12 protein-coding genes are annotated in these 14,363 nt (G+C 61.0%); 9 read left to right on the top strand and 3 right to left on the bottom strand.

Features of this window, described 5'->3' with window-relative positions; genetic code table 11:
* Positions 1-771 (top strand): alpha/beta hydrolase, encoded by a 771-nt coding sequence (locus P5540_17420; protein ID HRT66601.1) that lies wholly within the window; start codon positions 1-3, stop codon positions 769-771.
* 9 nt (positions 772-780) lie between these two features.
* Here the strand turns inward: P5540_17420 and P5540_17415 are convergent, their stop codons facing one another.
* Positions 781-4,191 (bottom strand): hypothetical protein, encoded by a 3,411-nt coding sequence (locus tag P5540_17415; protein ID HRT66600.1) that lies wholly within the window; start codon positions 4,189-4,191, stop codon positions 781-783.
* Positions 4,192-4,369: 178 nt separating this feature from the next.
* On the opposite strand from P5540_17415, the gene P5540_17410 reads away from it, so the two are divergent.
* The 8 genes from P5540_17410 (at position 4,370) to P5540_17375 (ending at position 12,878) form a co-directional block, all read left to right on the top strand.
* Positions 4,370-5,539 (top strand): hypothetical protein, encoded by a 1,170-nt coding sequence (locus tag P5540_17410; GenBank protein ID HRT66599.1) that lies wholly within the window; start codon positions 4,370-4,372, stop codon positions 5,537-5,539.
* A gap of 36 nt (positions 5,540-5,575) precedes the next feature.
* Entirely contained in the window at positions 5,576-6,742 is a 1,167-nt protein-coding gene (locus P5540_17405; GenBank protein ID HRT66598.1) for a DUF362 domain-containing protein, read from the top strand.
* A gap of 87 nt (positions 6,743-6,829) precedes the next feature.
* Entirely contained in the window at positions 6,830-8,014 is a 1,185-nt protein-coding gene (locus P5540_17400; GenBank protein ID HRT66597.1) for a glycosyltransferase family 1 protein, read from the top strand.
* Positions 8,011-9,477: a flippase gene (locus P5540_17395; protein ID HRT66596.1), complete on the top strand. Its 1,467-nt coding sequence runs from the start codon at positions 8,011-8,013 to the stop codon at positions 9,475-9,477. Before P5540_17400 ends, P5540_17395 begins: the two co-directional genes overlap by 4 nt.
* Positions 9,478-9,524: 47 nt before the next feature.
* The gene (locus tag P5540_17390; protein ID HRT66595.1) at positions 9,525-10,316 is read left to right on the top strand and encodes a rhomboid family intramembrane serine protease; all 792 of its coding nucleotides are present in this window, start codon (positions 9,525-9,527) and stop codon (positions 10,314-10,316) included.
* 2 nt (positions 10,317-10,318) lie between these two features.
* On the top strand, positions 10,319-10,639 hold the full coding sequence (locus P5540_17385; GenBank protein ID HRT66594.1) for a J domain-containing protein: 321 nt from the start codon (positions 10,319-10,321) through the stop codon (positions 10,637-10,639).
* Positions 10,640-11,226: 587 nt separating this feature from the next.
* Positions 11,227-12,441 carry a Gfo/Idh/MocA family oxidoreductase gene (locus P5540_17380; protein ID HRT66593.1) on the top strand — a complete coding sequence of 405 codons (1,215 nt, stop codon included), beginning with the start codon at positions 11,227-11,229 and terminating at the stop codon, positions 12,439-12,441.
* A 2-nt stretch (positions 12,442-12,443) separates the two neighbouring features.
* Positions 12,444-12,878, top strand: a complete 435-nt coding sequence (locus P5540_17375; GenBank protein HRT66592.1) for a hypothetical protein — start codon at positions 12,444-12,446, stop codon at positions 12,876-12,878.
* Positions 12,879-13,090: 212 nt separating this feature from the next.
* Here the strand turns inward: P5540_17375 and P5540_17370 are convergent, their stop codons facing one another.
* Together P5540_17370 and P5540_17365 are read right to left on the bottom strand one after the other, a co-directional pair.
* Positions 13,091-13,387 (bottom strand): immunoglobulin domain-containing protein, encoded by a 297-nt coding sequence (locus P5540_17370; protein ID HRT66591.1) that lies wholly within the window; start codon positions 13,385-13,387, stop codon positions 13,091-13,093.
* A 763-nt stretch (positions 13,388-14,150) separates the two neighbouring features.
* On the bottom strand, positions 14,151-14,273 hold the full coding sequence (locus P5540_17365; GenBank protein ID HRT66590.1) for a hypothetical protein: 123 nt from the start codon (positions 14,271-14,273) through the stop codon (positions 14,151-14,153).
* Between the last annotated feature and the right edge of the window lie 90 nt (positions 14,274-14,363).

Here is a 14,363-nt window from a genome sequence, read left to right as displayed (position 1 = left end):
ATGAATACCTTCGACCGCTATCGCGGCCAGTCGGCGTATACCGTCGTCTTGCTGCATGGGCATGGCCTGAACCGGACCTATTTCCGCCCGTTGTGCGATCGCCTGCGCGGGGACGGGATCAGTCACGTGGCCCTTGATTTGCCGGGCTACGGGTTTGCGCGGGATATTGACTGCGGGAATTACGCCGCCATTGCGGATTACATCCAGCGCATCGTGGACGGCGAACATCTCGACAACATCGTGTTCGCGGGATACAGTTACGGCGGGTTCATCTCGCTGTTGATGAACGCCCGCATGCCTGATCGCGTCAAGGGACTGGTCCTGATGGCGTCCTCCTACGAGATTTCGGTCCGAACATTGCGGCTGTCGTTTGTCCTGACGCGCTTTCCGCTCTACACGGCCATCAACGAGGCGTGCTGGCTCAAATGGAAAGACGGACGAATGGACTACGATCTGGGCGCGGTGTCCGAGTGCGCGGGCAACTGCGAGATGGTCGTCCATTCCTCCATCGCGACCCATCGCGCGAACATGCTCAAAAACGCGGATATCATGAAAAAAGAGTCGCTGCGGGAGTACGTTCACCGGGTCCACGTGCCGACGCTGATTATCCAGCCCTCGCGCTGCCAGTTCTTCTCGCGATATTCCTACGACTACCTTGCACACAACATCCGCGGTTCGCGCCGCGTCGCCGTCAATGCGCCGCACAATATAGCGTCCGCCTGGGACGAAGTTCATGCCGCGATGCGCGCGTTTCTAGACGAGCTGAAATAACCAACCGATCTACCGCACGATAAGCCGCACCGGCACGCTCGCCGCAAAGCCGAAGTGCGTCACGAATTCAAGGCGGCCTTCGATGATCCTCGCCGGGCCGCCGTGAATGCGCGGCATCGCGAGTTCGATGTCGTGGTTGGCGCCGGGCGGCAAATCGGGAATAGGGACAGGCGGCAGGGATTGCCCTGAAGTCACCGGATTCAGGACCACTTCGCGCAGGGTGAACCGGCGGCGGTTGTGGATGCGCGCCTTGGCGGTGTCGCCCGATACCGCCAACAGGGAGACGTCCGCATCCGCAAACGCCTTGACAATGGCGTTGTCGTACAGCGCATGGGTATTGAAACCCGGATCGATAATGCCGGGATGCGATGTCGAGTTTTCCTTCATGTATTGGAATCCGCCAGCCATTCCCTGTTCGACGCCCCACGCATACAGGTTGCGCATGGCATCCGCACCCTGCGAATGGACCGCGCCGTTGAAGGAGTTGAATTCGCAGAAGATCAGCGGAAGCCCGGCCCCGTGCGCAATGTCGAGCGAACGCCGTAGGATGGGATGCCGGCTTTCGGCGGTCTGCGCGCCACTGAAATAACAATTGACGCCCATGACATCCTGGCCCTGCCAATAGTCCTGTCCGTACAGGTTGGCGTAATGGACGGGGCGCGCATAGGGATCCAAGCGTTTGTAGAGCGGGTACTGGGAAACGAGGAAATCAATGCTGTCGCCCTCGATCTCGTTGCACGAGTTCCAGAGCAGCAGACCCGCGGAGTCCTTGTAGCGTTCGATGAACACGCGGGTCAGTTCGCGCGAGACAGCCATCGGCGGTCCGTCCTGCCGGGCGAAGATATTGCGCGTCGCGATGCAGCTGAACGGGGCCAACGCCGTGTAGACCGTGTTCAATTCATGGGCGAGTTCGAGTTGCCACCGCGCGGGAAAGTCGCCCCGCCATGTGTTGAATCCCAACCCGCGCATGATGCGAAACATGGCGGCGGTCCGTGCGGGACTCGACGGGTCCATGCCGTGAACGTTTGTTCCCTTGATGAGAAACGGCTCGCCGTTTACAAGCAGATCCGTGCCGCGTGTCTCGACGACGGTCGCGACAATCCGCTTCGCATACCGGAACGTCCCCAAGTCCGCCTCGATGTCGTAGTAACCGAACCACGGACGGGCGGCGATGGTCACCGTCGGTCCGTCCGATTTCGCCGATCCCGCAAGGCGGCCCTTCGCGAAGACGGAAGCCGAAACCGGCCCCTTGCCCGCATGAACCGTCACACGGGCGGCAAGGTCCTCGCCGACATGGTTCTCCTTTTCGGCGCGCATCGCATATCCCTCGGGCGGGATGAGGACGATGGTTTTTTGCGCTTCGGTCAACGGGTTCCCATCCAATACGAGTTGGATGCGAAACACGCTCTCGCCCGCGGTGTCCGGCATCCACTCGAAGGCCACCGGACATTCCCCGCCCGGCGGAATGTCCACGTCCGCCACCGCTTCATGCAAGACGCGCTTCGTATCCGCCTGGACGCTGAAAAGGGCCGTCGCGCGAACGGGCGCGGTTCCGACATTGCGAAATGTGGCCGAATCGGTGCGCGGCGCAAGCACAGGGCTTTCCCGCGGATCGAATCCGCGAATTTCGACGGGCGCACTCGACACATAAACTTGCCCAAGCAGATAGCCCGCCCCGATGCGATCCGGCTGCGGCCCCGGCGCATTGTCCAGCAGCAACGCGCCGCCATGCACCGGATCCGTCACGCCGGCCACAAGATAATGATATTCGTCCAGCACGGCGGGTTGTTCCGGATGCACGGACGGATCGGGATTTTCCGGGGATACGCGCAATTCGACGACTTGCTCATAAGTCTCGCCGGCCTTCCATGCGCTGGACGGAATTTTCGGCGGTGTGCCGGCGGACGCCACAGTGCGCGAGCCGAGCGGACTCGTCAACGCCACATGGAATGCGTAATCGCGGTCCGGCGAAGCGCCCTCGACCTGCCAGGGGATTGAAACACGATAGGTCCGGCCCATGACCATGCTCTGGGCTTCGAGGTTTGCCTCGCCGAAGCGGATGGAATAATCCGGCGAGTATATGGTCGCAACTTCTTTCGGTTCGGGGCGCTCGGGCAACGGCGCATCCGCCGGAGGCACAAGCGCATCCGGATCGCCGCCCGCCGCGCGCAGGCGCGCACCCTTGTATCCCCTCAGTTCCGCGAGCGCCTCATTCGCATAGGCAAGCGCGGCCCCGGCCTTTTCGAGACGGCCCGCCCGGTAGTGTACCTCCGCCGCGCCGGTGTGGGCGCATGCCGCGTCGCACAAGGCTTCCAGCCGGGGATCCCTTGCAGCGGCTCCATCCATGAAACGGCGAAACAATTCGGCGCGCCGCGCGGCATCGGCCCATGTTTTCGCGAACACTTCGACAGGCGCTATCGGAAAGCGGCATACCGTCTCGATTGCGCCCGAGATGGACACCGTGCATGACCCCGCGCCCAGCGGCTTGTCGAGCGGCAGCCACAGTCCGCCGCCGGAAGGCGAACGGACCGCCAATCGCAGCGGCGTTTGGGCGTGACCGGCGGGAATCGGGATGGATAGCGTGGTTTCTCCCGCGGCATGCCCGTCCAGCCGGACTTCGATGCGGCAGGACGCCTCGACAGCCCGGTCGCGGTTCGTGAAAAGCCACAATAGAAGGTCGTCGCCGGTCGTGGCGCGTTCCTGCGAAAAAGCCAGATACGCCAATGGCGCTGTCGTGGCAATGTCGGCATCCGCATCGAAGGCAAAACAGGCGATGTCAATATGGCCCGAATGCACAATCGCGCCGATGCGTCCCGGCTGAAGGCCGGTATCTGTTTCGATGATCCAGTCTTTGGGTTCCGGTTCTTGGGCGGGCCAGAACTTGGCTTTCACCCGGCTGCCCCCAATGTGTACCTTCTGCCAGATCCAGCCCGTCGCGTTCCATGGATCCGTTATCAGGCCCAATCCGGCGTGTTCTGCAAGAGTGCTTTCCTTGCCGCCGGCATCGAATTGCCTCACCTGAAATCCCGTGTCGTTGTCCTGCTCGACCCATGCGTGCGCACACTTTTCCTTGGTGTTGTGAATGACGCTCAAATCCTCGCCGACCTGCGCGCCGAACAGGATCACGCCATCCGAGTCGCGGTCCCGCGGATCGTTCTCGCGGTACAGCACGACGACGGTTCCCCCCAAAAACGCCCCGCCTTTCGGCAAGACCAGCAATTCGCTTCCCTCCATGCGCAGCACTTTCGGACCATACCCCGGCGGGCAGTTGACCCCCTCGACCGGCCGGAAGGTTCCGTCGCCCACGAAATCCAACACATCCCATCCCGTCCCGGACGCGCAATCCGCCTCGAACCGTTCTCCGAAAGATCCGCCTGCAATCAGCATCACCGCAATAGCCGCAACAACGCCTTTTCCCATGACCGTTACCCTCCCGCGCCAGTGTACCCGTCCAAACCGAATCGCTTCCATCCGCGCCCAATTGCGCCGAAGAAGAGAATTGTTACCGGCCATGACGCGCACGAGCGGACGGCAGCGCTATTGACGCCATTCCGAAAGCCACCTATAATCGCTGCAAACAGACGCTGGAGAAAACGGCATGGAAAGGGGCGTGGGCATGGACAGGTCGCGCGAAGATCTATTCGCCCGGCTGGAAACCGCCTTGGCGGCGTGGGACCGGCAGGTGTCGGAATCGTACGAAGCGTTGTGCGCGCGCGTGAGCCGCGTGCAGGAACAGATGCTTCTGCTTCGCCGGGAAGCGCAGGCGCGTGAAGCCGATCGCGAAGCCCTGCAGGAAGCACGCGCCCGACTCGCCGCTTTGCAGGAGGAAATTGTCCGGCGCGACGCGGAAATGGGCGCCCTGCAACAACGCATGGCCCGCTTGTCCGAGGAAAACTCGTCCCTGCTCGAACGTGTTCGACATATCGAATCGGAACGGGTTCATGTGGAGCAAGTGTCGGACACCGTAACCGGCGAGTTGAGCGGGCGCATCGCCCAGCTCGAGCGCGATTTGGCAGCCGCGCGCGAAGCGGCGGATCTGCGTCCCCTGCAGGAAAGCCTTCACGAAATGCGCAATGCGCTCGCCGCGGAACGCGTCCGCGCGGATTTGCTTCAGGAGGAACTGGGCGAGGCGAAGCGGGCCGAAGCCCGCGCCGTTTCAGATCAACTCGCAGCGGCGTTGCGCGACCGGGACGAGGCGCATCAGCAGATTGTGGCGCTTCGCGCCGAAATAGACATGCTGCGCCGGATGAACGCCTCGCTCAGCGTGCCCGGACCACAGGGCGCCGCGGCGGAAAGCGAGCCGGCGGCGGTTCCACTTTCGGATCCGCAAGGGCGCAAACTGCGCATGGGCGAAGTCCTCGTTGACCTCGGCGTGGTTACCCAAGAACAGTTGGAAGATGGATTGAACGAGCAGGCGTTCATGCCGCAGCGGCGCTTGGGAACCATCCTCGTCGAAAAAGGCTATGCAAGCGAAGAAGCCGTCGCGCGGATTGTCGCGCGCCAGTTGGGGTTGCCGTTCGTGAGGCTGACACCGGATGTCGTGGAGCCGGAAGCGACGCGAATCATCGGCGGACCGCTCGCGCGGCGTCGGAATTGCCTTCCTATCGGCGCCTCGCCGGAACGGGTCGTGCTGGCCATGGCCAACCCCTTGGACTTGATCGCCATTGACGATGTCGAACTGGCCAGTGGGCGGCCGGTCGAACCGGTTGTGGCCGCGGCGGGGGATATCGCGGCAGCCCTTGACCGGTATTATGGCGGCGGTCTGTAACCGGCGGCCATGCCGCCCGATAAACCGGAGCGAGACATGTCGAGTCAATCGAGCCGAGTAGCCTTGGTACGGTGCGACGATTACGACGCATCGCGCGTGGAGGACGCCGTGGCGCGGGGTTTGTCCCTGCTGGGCGGTATGGGCGCCTTCGTGCGGCGCGGCGAGCGCATCCTCTTGAAACCGAACCTGCTCGCGGCCACGCCGCCGGCCAAGGCCGTCACGACGCATCCGGGCGTTTTCGGCGCTGTGGCGAAACAGGCGATCGAAGCGGGGGCGCGCGTCTCGTATGGCGATTCACCGGGTTTCGGGCGTCCGGAATTCGCGGCGAAACGGGCGGGGCTGGCGGCCGTGGCCGGGGAACTGGGCCTTACGCTGGCGGATTTCGTCCACGGCAAGGCCGTCTCGAATCCCGAGGGTCATCAACTCAAACAGTTCACACTGGCCCAGGGCGTGCTGGATTGCGACGGCCTTGTGTCGCTACCGAAACTCAAGACACATGCGCTCACGCGCATGACCGGCGCGGTGAAAAACCAGTTTGGCTGCATCCCCGGTTTTCTCAAGGGCGAGTTTCACGCGCGGATGTCCGAAATGGATCGTTTTGCGCGGATGCTGGTGGATTTGACCGTGTTTATCCGTCCGCGCTTGTATGTCATGGACGCGATAGTGGCCATGGAAGGCAACGGGCCGCGCAGCGGACATCCGCGTCCGGTGCGCGCCCTGTTGTTTTCAAGCGATCCTGTCGCGCTGGACGCGGTGGCCTGCCGCCTGATCAATCTAGAGCCCGCTCTCGTGCCGGTCATCCGCTGGGGCGCGGAGATGGGGCTGGGAACCTTCTCCGGCATGGAGATTGTGGGCGATTCAATCGAACCGCTCGTCGTGGACGATTTCAAGGTAAACCGCGATAAAGAGGGAAAACGTGGCGTCATGCCGTCTTGGTTGGCAAAACCGCTCCGGGACCTGATTGTGCCGAGGCCGGCCATCGAGGCGGCGCTATGCACGGCGTGCGGAACCTGCGTCAAGGTGTGCCCGATAACGCCGAAAGCCGTGGATTTTCGCAGCGAACCGGCGCCCGATCCGTCCCGGCGGCCGCCCGTCTACGAATACGCCCGTTGCATCCGTTGTTACTGCTGCCAGGAAATGTGTCCCGAAAGCGCCATCCATGTCGAAACACCCTGGCTTGGGCGCTTGCTGCACCGCGCGTGATCGAGGATCGTCCGTAAAGCCTTTGCGTCCGTGGGATTCTTCAGGTATTCTGCGCGGCAACCACCTTTTTCGGAGGATAACACAGACGTGCCGGGAAACGTATCCAGGACGCCGGACGAAGGCTTGTCCGGCTGCGTCGTCATGGACGTGAGTTGTCTGGCGCCGCGTCCATTGACGGGGGTGGGTTATTACACCCGCGATTTGATCCGCGCGTTTCTGGCCGGGCATCCGGAATGGCGCATGCGCCTGTTTGCGAGTTCAGCGCGCGGTACGAAGGTTCTGAACGGCGAATTCAATGCCGAACTGTGCGCGGTGCGCTGTCCAACCCGGATAAAAAACGTTTTCTGGACGCGTTTCGATTGGCCGCCGATTGAATGGATGGCCGGAACGGCGGATATCGTGCACGGCGCGTTTCATCTCTTGCCCGCCTCGCGCAAGGCCCGGCGCGTCGTGACGGTTTTCGATCTCTCGGCGTTGCGCGTTCCCGGTTCGCGAACCGCATCGAATTTTCGCCTGCACATGCGCCTGTTGCGGCATGCCGTTGCGCGCGCGGATGCGCTGATCGCCATTTCGGAAAGTTGCCGCGCCGATCTCGTGGAGTTGTTGCGCGCGGCCCCGAACCGTATCCATGTTGTCTACGGCGGGGTTTCCCTGGGCGAGTTTGCCACTCCACCCGACACGGATCGGCTGGCGGCCTGCCGGAAGCGCTTCGGCATCAACAAGGACTATTTCATCCATCTCGGCACCCTTGAACCGCGCAAGAACGTGCCGCGGCTCCTGGAGGCCTATGCGCGCGTTCGCGCGCGGTACAGGGATTGCCCGATGCTGGTATTGGCCGGGAAGGCCGGCTGGATGTACGATGATGTGTTTCAAACCATCGCCCGCCTGCATCTGGAAGAATCGGTCGTGCACACCGGTTATCTGGACAGGGCGGATGCCGTGAGCCTGCTGCGCGGCGCCTTTGCATGCGTGTATCCGTCGCTTTACGAGGGGTTCGGATTGCCGGCGCTTGAGGCGATGGCAGCGCATACGCCCGTGTTGACTTCGCGCGTGTCGTCCCTGCCGGAGATCGTGGGCGATACGGGCATTCTCGTCGAACCGGAACGTGTGGAATCCATCGAGGCCGGACTCGTCGAACTCCTCGAACATCGCGCGGAAGCCTTGAAGCGGACGGATGCCGCATCCGATCGCGCGCGGCGGTTTACTTGGGAACGAAGCGCGGACGCGCTGGCGAATGTCTACCGGCGGGTGTTGGAAGGGTCGCCGTCATGAGCCGATCCCCTGTCCGCGAATCCGCGCAAATCGGGATAAACCTCGTGGCGATGGTGTCGTCGCGGTGTTTGTGCCTTGCGCTCAGTCTTGTCCAAGCCGGGATCATCTTCCGGGCGCTGGGCGTCGAAGGATCGGGACAATATGGGTTTGCACTCAATTACCCGGCGTTGTTCTGCATTTTCGCGACGCTCGGCATCCACCGCCTGCTGATACGCGACATCGCGCGCGAACCATCCATCGCGTGGACCCATGTGTGGACATCCAGCGTCGTTATGTTGATTCTGTCGCTGGCGACAACAGCCGGCGTAATGCTTTCCATGGCGTTCATCGAGCCGGACCCCGTGACGCGCCGGGCCGTCTTCATGTCTTCGCTGTCGGTGGTGGTTCTGTACGCGCTTCAACGGCCCTTCGAGTCGCTGTTGATGGCCCGTGAACGCATGGTCTGGATAGCCGGCGTCAATCTGCTGTCGGGAGTGGCCCGGCTGACCGGCACATGGTACGCCTTGCGTCTCGCGCCGAGCAGCGTCTCGGCGCACGCGGGCATCGCCGCCGGCAATCTGGTGGGACTGGCGGCAATCGTGGCCGTTTCGATTGCCGTCGGCGGGTGGGAGCGCCCGCGCTTCGGCCCCGCGCTTGCCTGGAGGCAGATCGTCGAAAGCAACGCGTTCACGATGGCGGCGCTCTTGTCCATGATTTATTTCAAGTCCGACATGGCGCTGCTCAAGTGGCTCGACGGGGAAACGGCGGCCGGCATCTATACCGCCGCGCAGCGTGTGACGGAACCCATGCTCATGATAGCGGGCATTTGGGGTACGACGGTTTTTCCGGCCTTGTGCCGCCTCTCCGTGAACGCGCGCGAAAATTACACGCGACTCATGCACACATCGGCGCGTCTTGCGCTGCTGCTCGCATTTCCGATGGGATTCGGCATCGCGGCGCTGGCCGGGCCGATCGTCGGCCTGCTCACCGGCGCGCGGGACGGCGGCTTCGCCGAATCCGTGTTGGTGTTACAGGTGCTTTGTATTGTCACCCCGGCCTTTTACCTCAACAGCGTCGGGCAGGAATTCTTGTATTCAAAACACCGTAACGGCCACGTCGTGGGCGCTTACTTCGTGGGATGCGTCGCCAGCGTGGCCGCCAACCTGCTGCTGATTCCGCGCTACGGCGCCATGGGGGCCGCATGGTCCGCGGTCATCGCCAACTATGTCATTTCCGCAATCTTCATTTACGGCATGCGACAGGATTATCGCGATATGCGCCTTTTCCCGATGACGGTCAAAACGCTTGCCGCGTGCGCGGTCATGGCGGCCGTCGCGCATGCGCTGGCGGATCATTCCCTTGTTCTGGCGGTGGCTGCGGGCACGGTTCTGTACGCCGTCCTCCAGATGGCCCTTTGGACGCTCCTGCCCGAAGAACGCGAACTCGTCCTGCGGATTGGACGAATGCTGCTGGGACGGGGTTAGCACGGCGTTATGACAAACCCGGCCTAAAAGTGTAAAATCTCCCTGCGATGAACACTTTCTATTACGAGCGACGATATGAGGGTTTCGGTGAAACCGACAACCGCATTACGTGGGCGGTTCAACGCCTGATTTTGTTCAACATCGCCGTCTTTTCGGCGCAACTGGTGCTCGATATTCCTTTCGGCCTGCCGTTGCTGGCCGGCGGCGGATCGGCGCCGCCCGGCGGGGCCATCACGGAATTTTTCGCGTTCCAGCCGGGCGCGTTCTATATGGGCAAAATCTGGAAGGCGCTGACCTATTTTTCACTGCACAACGGCCTGTTGCACCTTTTCCTGAACATGCTCTGGCTGTACTTTTTCGGCCCGGAAGTTGAACGCGCGCTGGGCAGCCGCCAATTTATCCTGTTCTACGTGCTATGCGGCGCGCTCGGCGTGCTGGGTTCTTTCGTGCCCGTGGTAATGGGCGGGGTGGACGTTTCGATTACGGGGGCGAGCGGCGCGGCGATGGGGGTCATGGTCGCATTTGCCGTGCTGTCGCCCGAACGCCAATTCTTCTTCTTCCCACTGCCCATACCCATCAACGCGCGAACACTCGTTTACATCATCATCGCAATGAACGTCGTGTCGGCCCTGCAGGACGGCGGCACGTCCGTGGCCACCCATTTCGGCGGGATGGCCGTCGGTTACGCCTACATGCAACTGGCGCCGCGGTTTATCTCGTGGCGGCGATCGCAATGGCTGGAACGGGGCCGGCCGAGGAACACGGCCGACCCATTGGACAAGATTGGCGAAGCCGTGGACAATATTTTCCGCTTCGACGACAAACGCAAAGGACGCTAGGCGTGAGTCCCGTTCATGAATTGATACTCTTGATTATCGTCGTGACGGTTTTGAGCGGAACCGGATTGTGGCCGCGCATCATCCGCGCGTTGCGCGAACTGCGCGGGGAGCGCGTGGACCCGCCCCCGAACGGGGCTTCCGCGCGCGATATGGACGTCTGTTTCAAGATTCTCGGCGTGTCTCCCTCCGCTCAGTGGGAGGAAATCGAGCGTGCCTACCGGCAAAAAGCCAAAATCCACCACCCCGATCACGGCGGCGACGGCGACGCCATGCGTGCGCTCAACGAGGCCTACACCCTGATCAAGCGTGTGCGGGGCAGATAGAGGCACTCCCGCCCCATTGTACTGACGTGGGTATCACCCATAACCCAATTTCTCTTCGTACTCGTCATCGTGCCCAAAACCCCAAGATTTTCGCACTCGCTAAATCACGGAACTTCAATCGGTCGCACAAATTGTCCAAGACTTTCTTGTTTTTTTGGGAAGCCAGACTTTAAGGCGCTGAAACACGGGCGCCCGATTGTGTCCAAATTCGGTCGTTCAAGCGGGGTTTCAGGCATATCCCGTGGACGAAGTGGACTTTTTGACAAAATAAACCCGCAAAATCGTTCGCCATTCTGGTAAAGATAAAACGCAACGTACAGTCCTTGCGGTGGACCATCCACGATTCACCTGCAACAGGGAGGATCGGCGTCTTCTGCCGCGTTCAAGGGAGCAAACCCATTACGCACACATACACGAAATCACAATGCCTGCTCCTGCATGTTCCGAGGAAAATCGTATGCCCCCTACGGGTCTGATGGTGTGTCCGTATCTTGGGGGTCTGCTATACTGGACATGAAGAAATCGCGGCAAACCTCCGGATGCGTGATCGCGGAGTTTGTCAGCTCAACACGCGAAAGGACGCACACATGGGCAAGGAAGAAATGAAACGGAGGCACTTTCTGAAGGCGGCTGCGACAACGGCGGCGGCGTTTTCCATCATGCGGCCCCGGACAGCCCTGGGATCGGAGGCGAATTCCAAGGTCGAGATTGGAATGATCGGCTGCGGCGGACGCGGGAAATGGATCGCCGATCTGTTCGAAAAAAATGCGCCCGCAAAAATTGTCGCGGCGCATGATTATTTCCGCGATCGCGTGGACGACGTCGGCGAGGCCTTCGACATTGCTCCGTCGCGCCGGCATGTCGGCCTCGACGGCTACAAGGCGCTGATTGCGGGCAAGGTGGACGCCATCGCCATCGAAAGCCCGCCCTACTTCCACCCCGAACAGACTGTCGCGGGACTCGATGCGGGCAAGCATGTCTATCTCGCGAAACCCATCGCCGTGGATGCGCCCGGCTGTCTCGATATCGTCAAGGCCGCGGACAAGGCCGCGGGAAAACTGTGTTGTCTTGTGGACTTCCAGACGCGGAACAACGAATTTTTCAAGGGGGCCGCGCAGCGCGTCCACGACGGCATGATCGGCGATCCGGCGCTTGGCCATGTCTTCTACCACACCGGACGCCTCGGCCTGCATGCCGAACCGGGAACCGAAACCGCCCGTCTGCGCAATTGGGTGTTCGACAAGGCGCTATCCGGCGACATCATCGTCGAGCAGAACATCCATGTCATTGACGTCGCCAACTGGTATCTCCAGTCGCATCCCGTCAAAGCCGTCGGCACGGGCGGACGCAAGGTGCGGACCGACGTCGGCGACTGCTGGGATCATTTCGTCGTGACGTTCCATTACCCGAACGACGTCATCGTTGATTTCAGTTCGCGGCAGTTCGGCGACGGGTTCGACGATCTCTGCATCCGCCTCTACGGAAGCACCGGCACCGTCGAATCGCATTACGGCGGCGACGTCAAAATTCGCGGCAGCAAGGCCGGCTGGGCCGGCGGCAATACCGGCAACATCTACAAGGAAGGCGCCGTCAACAACATCAAGGACTTCTGCCAAGCCATCCTCGAAGGCAAAGCCATCCAAAACGCCAAGGAAAGCGCCGACAGCACCCTGTCCTGCGTGTTGGGACGCATGGCCGCCTACTCCGGCGAGCCCGTCGCATGGGACAAAATGCTTCAATCGGGCGAACGCCTCGATCCGAAATTGAACCTGCCGGACGACGGGCCGGATCAAAAGGCGTAGCCATGAAAAAGATCATCATACTGGCCGCGGCGATCTTGCTGGCGTCGCCTTTTTTACTGAAACTCATGCCGAAACCGGTCACGCCGGAACGTGTCATCCAGGCCTTTCGCGAAAACGGCATGAATGTCAGCGACATAACGATCTCGGAGCGTCCCATGAACAATGCCGTCAGTGAAACGACAATGATGGTGGACGGCGCTTTCGTGAAATTGGCCCAATTCGCCGACGAGGGCAAAATTGCCATGCAGTACGAGTACGAGAAACCGGACGCGGGTTCGGTGATCGTCGAGACATGGAACCTGAGCGAGCAGTTGGGCGCGGCGAAACCGAAAAACAAGCCCAGTACGCCCGCGCGCAACGGCATGTGGCTGCTCGTCGTGACGCACGAGGACAAGGCGCTGCGCAACCGCATAACAGGCGTGTTCGACTCGCTTTGAGATGCCCGACGGAAATGCGGCTTGCTTCCTGTTGGATAACCTATTCGTTCAGCGCAGCGATCCGGCGGCGCGCATTGCCGCATGGAAAACCTTCGCCGTCGAATTCCGATTCGGCACGGGCATTGATAGATCGGCCGAATTGGAATTCGGCGTTACGCTTTCGACTGCGCCAATAAATTAACAAGATCCCGCGCGTCTGATGTTTCCCGGGATTACCGGGCGCGGCGGAAAGCGACGAGGCCGCCGATTGCCAGCGCCAGCGTTGCAAGGCCCGAAAGGCCCGCCGCGGGCAGCGTGCCGGCTTCGACGACGCGTATCTCCACCGGCAGGGTCTGGACGCTTCCCTTGCCCGGATTCGACACGATGCAACTGTAACGGCCGGCATCGCCAAATCCCAGCGCCTCGATGGTGTAGACGGAACCGGTTTGGCCTGTCGCATAGATCCCGTTTCGAATCCACTGGTACAACAGCCCGCCCGACTTGCCCGCGACTTCCACGCTCAGTTCCAACCGGCTCCCCTCCTCATGCCTCCCGCCGACGGGCGGCCGTGTGATCGCAAGCGAGGAATCGCAGCCACCCAGCACACGGATCTCATTCATTGGGAAAGTGAAGTCACACATTATCCCGAGACCCTTGGCCAGACACATCCAACGGTTCCAGAAGAAAGGCGGTAATCCACTACCGCTAGTCAGGACAAGTACATCGGGTTGGTCGCCAAGAGGAAACTGTAATCGTACACCAGTGCCAGGCGCCGGCAGGCCATTCGGATAAAAACTGAACAGGGATCCCCCACGAAAGGTCACCATTCCGTTCCAATACGGCGAAAAGAACGGTTCGTCCACGACTATCGTCAACGGCAGGAATTGCTTGAGGTTCCCTGTGATCGCGGGCAATTGGTCAAGATCTTCGGCGTGATTGGTAATACATAACCAACCGTCCACGAAAGCGGTATAAGAAACCTCTGGTCCCGCAAGGTCGCCGCTGCCGCTCATCGTCTTCCACACTTGGCAGCCGTTGACAAAAAAGACGTCATCAACGCTATATATATAGTATCCAGGCACACCTGCATATGCAGCAGACCAGACATTTCCGACATGATGCGGCCAGTAGTCGCAAAGGGACACCTCGGTCGCTGCCGCATATTCGGCATTTGTAATCAATAATACGGCAGAGCACACAGTAAATATCTTCTGTAGATATATGCTACATCTTATTCTCATGGCACACCCCTCGTTTCTTCGATTGTTCGGTCGTGAATCGCTGAGGATTTTTTTATTGCAGGATGATATCGTCGCTGTCCACCCACGATTCTCCGATTTCGTTCTTTGCCTTGAAATAGACCGTCTTGGTTCCCGCGCCCGCGGAAAGCGTGAACGTCGGGCTTGTGGAGTACACGGACCACGACGCGCCTGCAAAACCAGCATTTTCACTTGTCCCGGTTCAGCGGGAATTGGACAATCGCCGATTTTTCTAAGCGACTACAGT

The sequence above is a fragment of the Candidatus Hydrogenedentota bacterium genome (genome assembly GCA_035450225.1).
In the GTDB taxonomy this organism is placed as follows: domain Bacteria; phylum Hydrogenedentota; class Hydrogenedentia; order Hydrogenedentales; family SLHB01; genus DSVR01.
Note: the sequence above shows the minus strand (reverse complement) of the source record. Positions and strands in the feature narration are given on the sequence as shown.

Coding starts and splice junctions, on each gene's coding strand:
- P5540_17420 (HRT66601.1), top strand. CDS start 1: ATGAATACCTTCGACCGCTATCGCGGCCAGTCGGCGTATACCGTCGTC.
- P5540_17415 (HRT66600.1), bottom strand. CDS start 4,191: ATGGGAAAAGGCGTTGTTGCGGCTATTGCGGTGATGCTGATTGCAGGC.
- P5540_17410 (HRT66599.1), top strand. CDS start 4,370: ATGGAAAGGGGCGTGGGCATGGACAGGTCGCGCGAAGATCTATTCGCC.
- P5540_17405 (HRT66598.1), top strand. CDS start 5,576: ATGTCGAGTCAATCGAGCCGAGTAGCCTTGGTACGGTGCGACGATTAC.
- P5540_17395 (HRT66596.1), top strand. CDS start 8,011: ATGAGCCGATCCCCTGTCCGCGAATCCGCGCAAATCGGGATAAACCTC.
- P5540_17390 (HRT66595.1), top strand. CDS start 9,525: ATGAACACTTTCTATTACGAGCGACGATATGAGGGTTTCGGTGAAACC.
- P5540_17380 (HRT66593.1), top strand. CDS start 11,227: ATGGGCAAGGAAGAAATGAAACGGAGGCACTTTCTGAAGGCGGCTGCG.
- P5540_17375 (HRT66592.1), top strand. CDS start 12,444: ATGAAAAAGATCATCATACTGGCCGCGGCGATCTTGCTGGCGTCGCCT.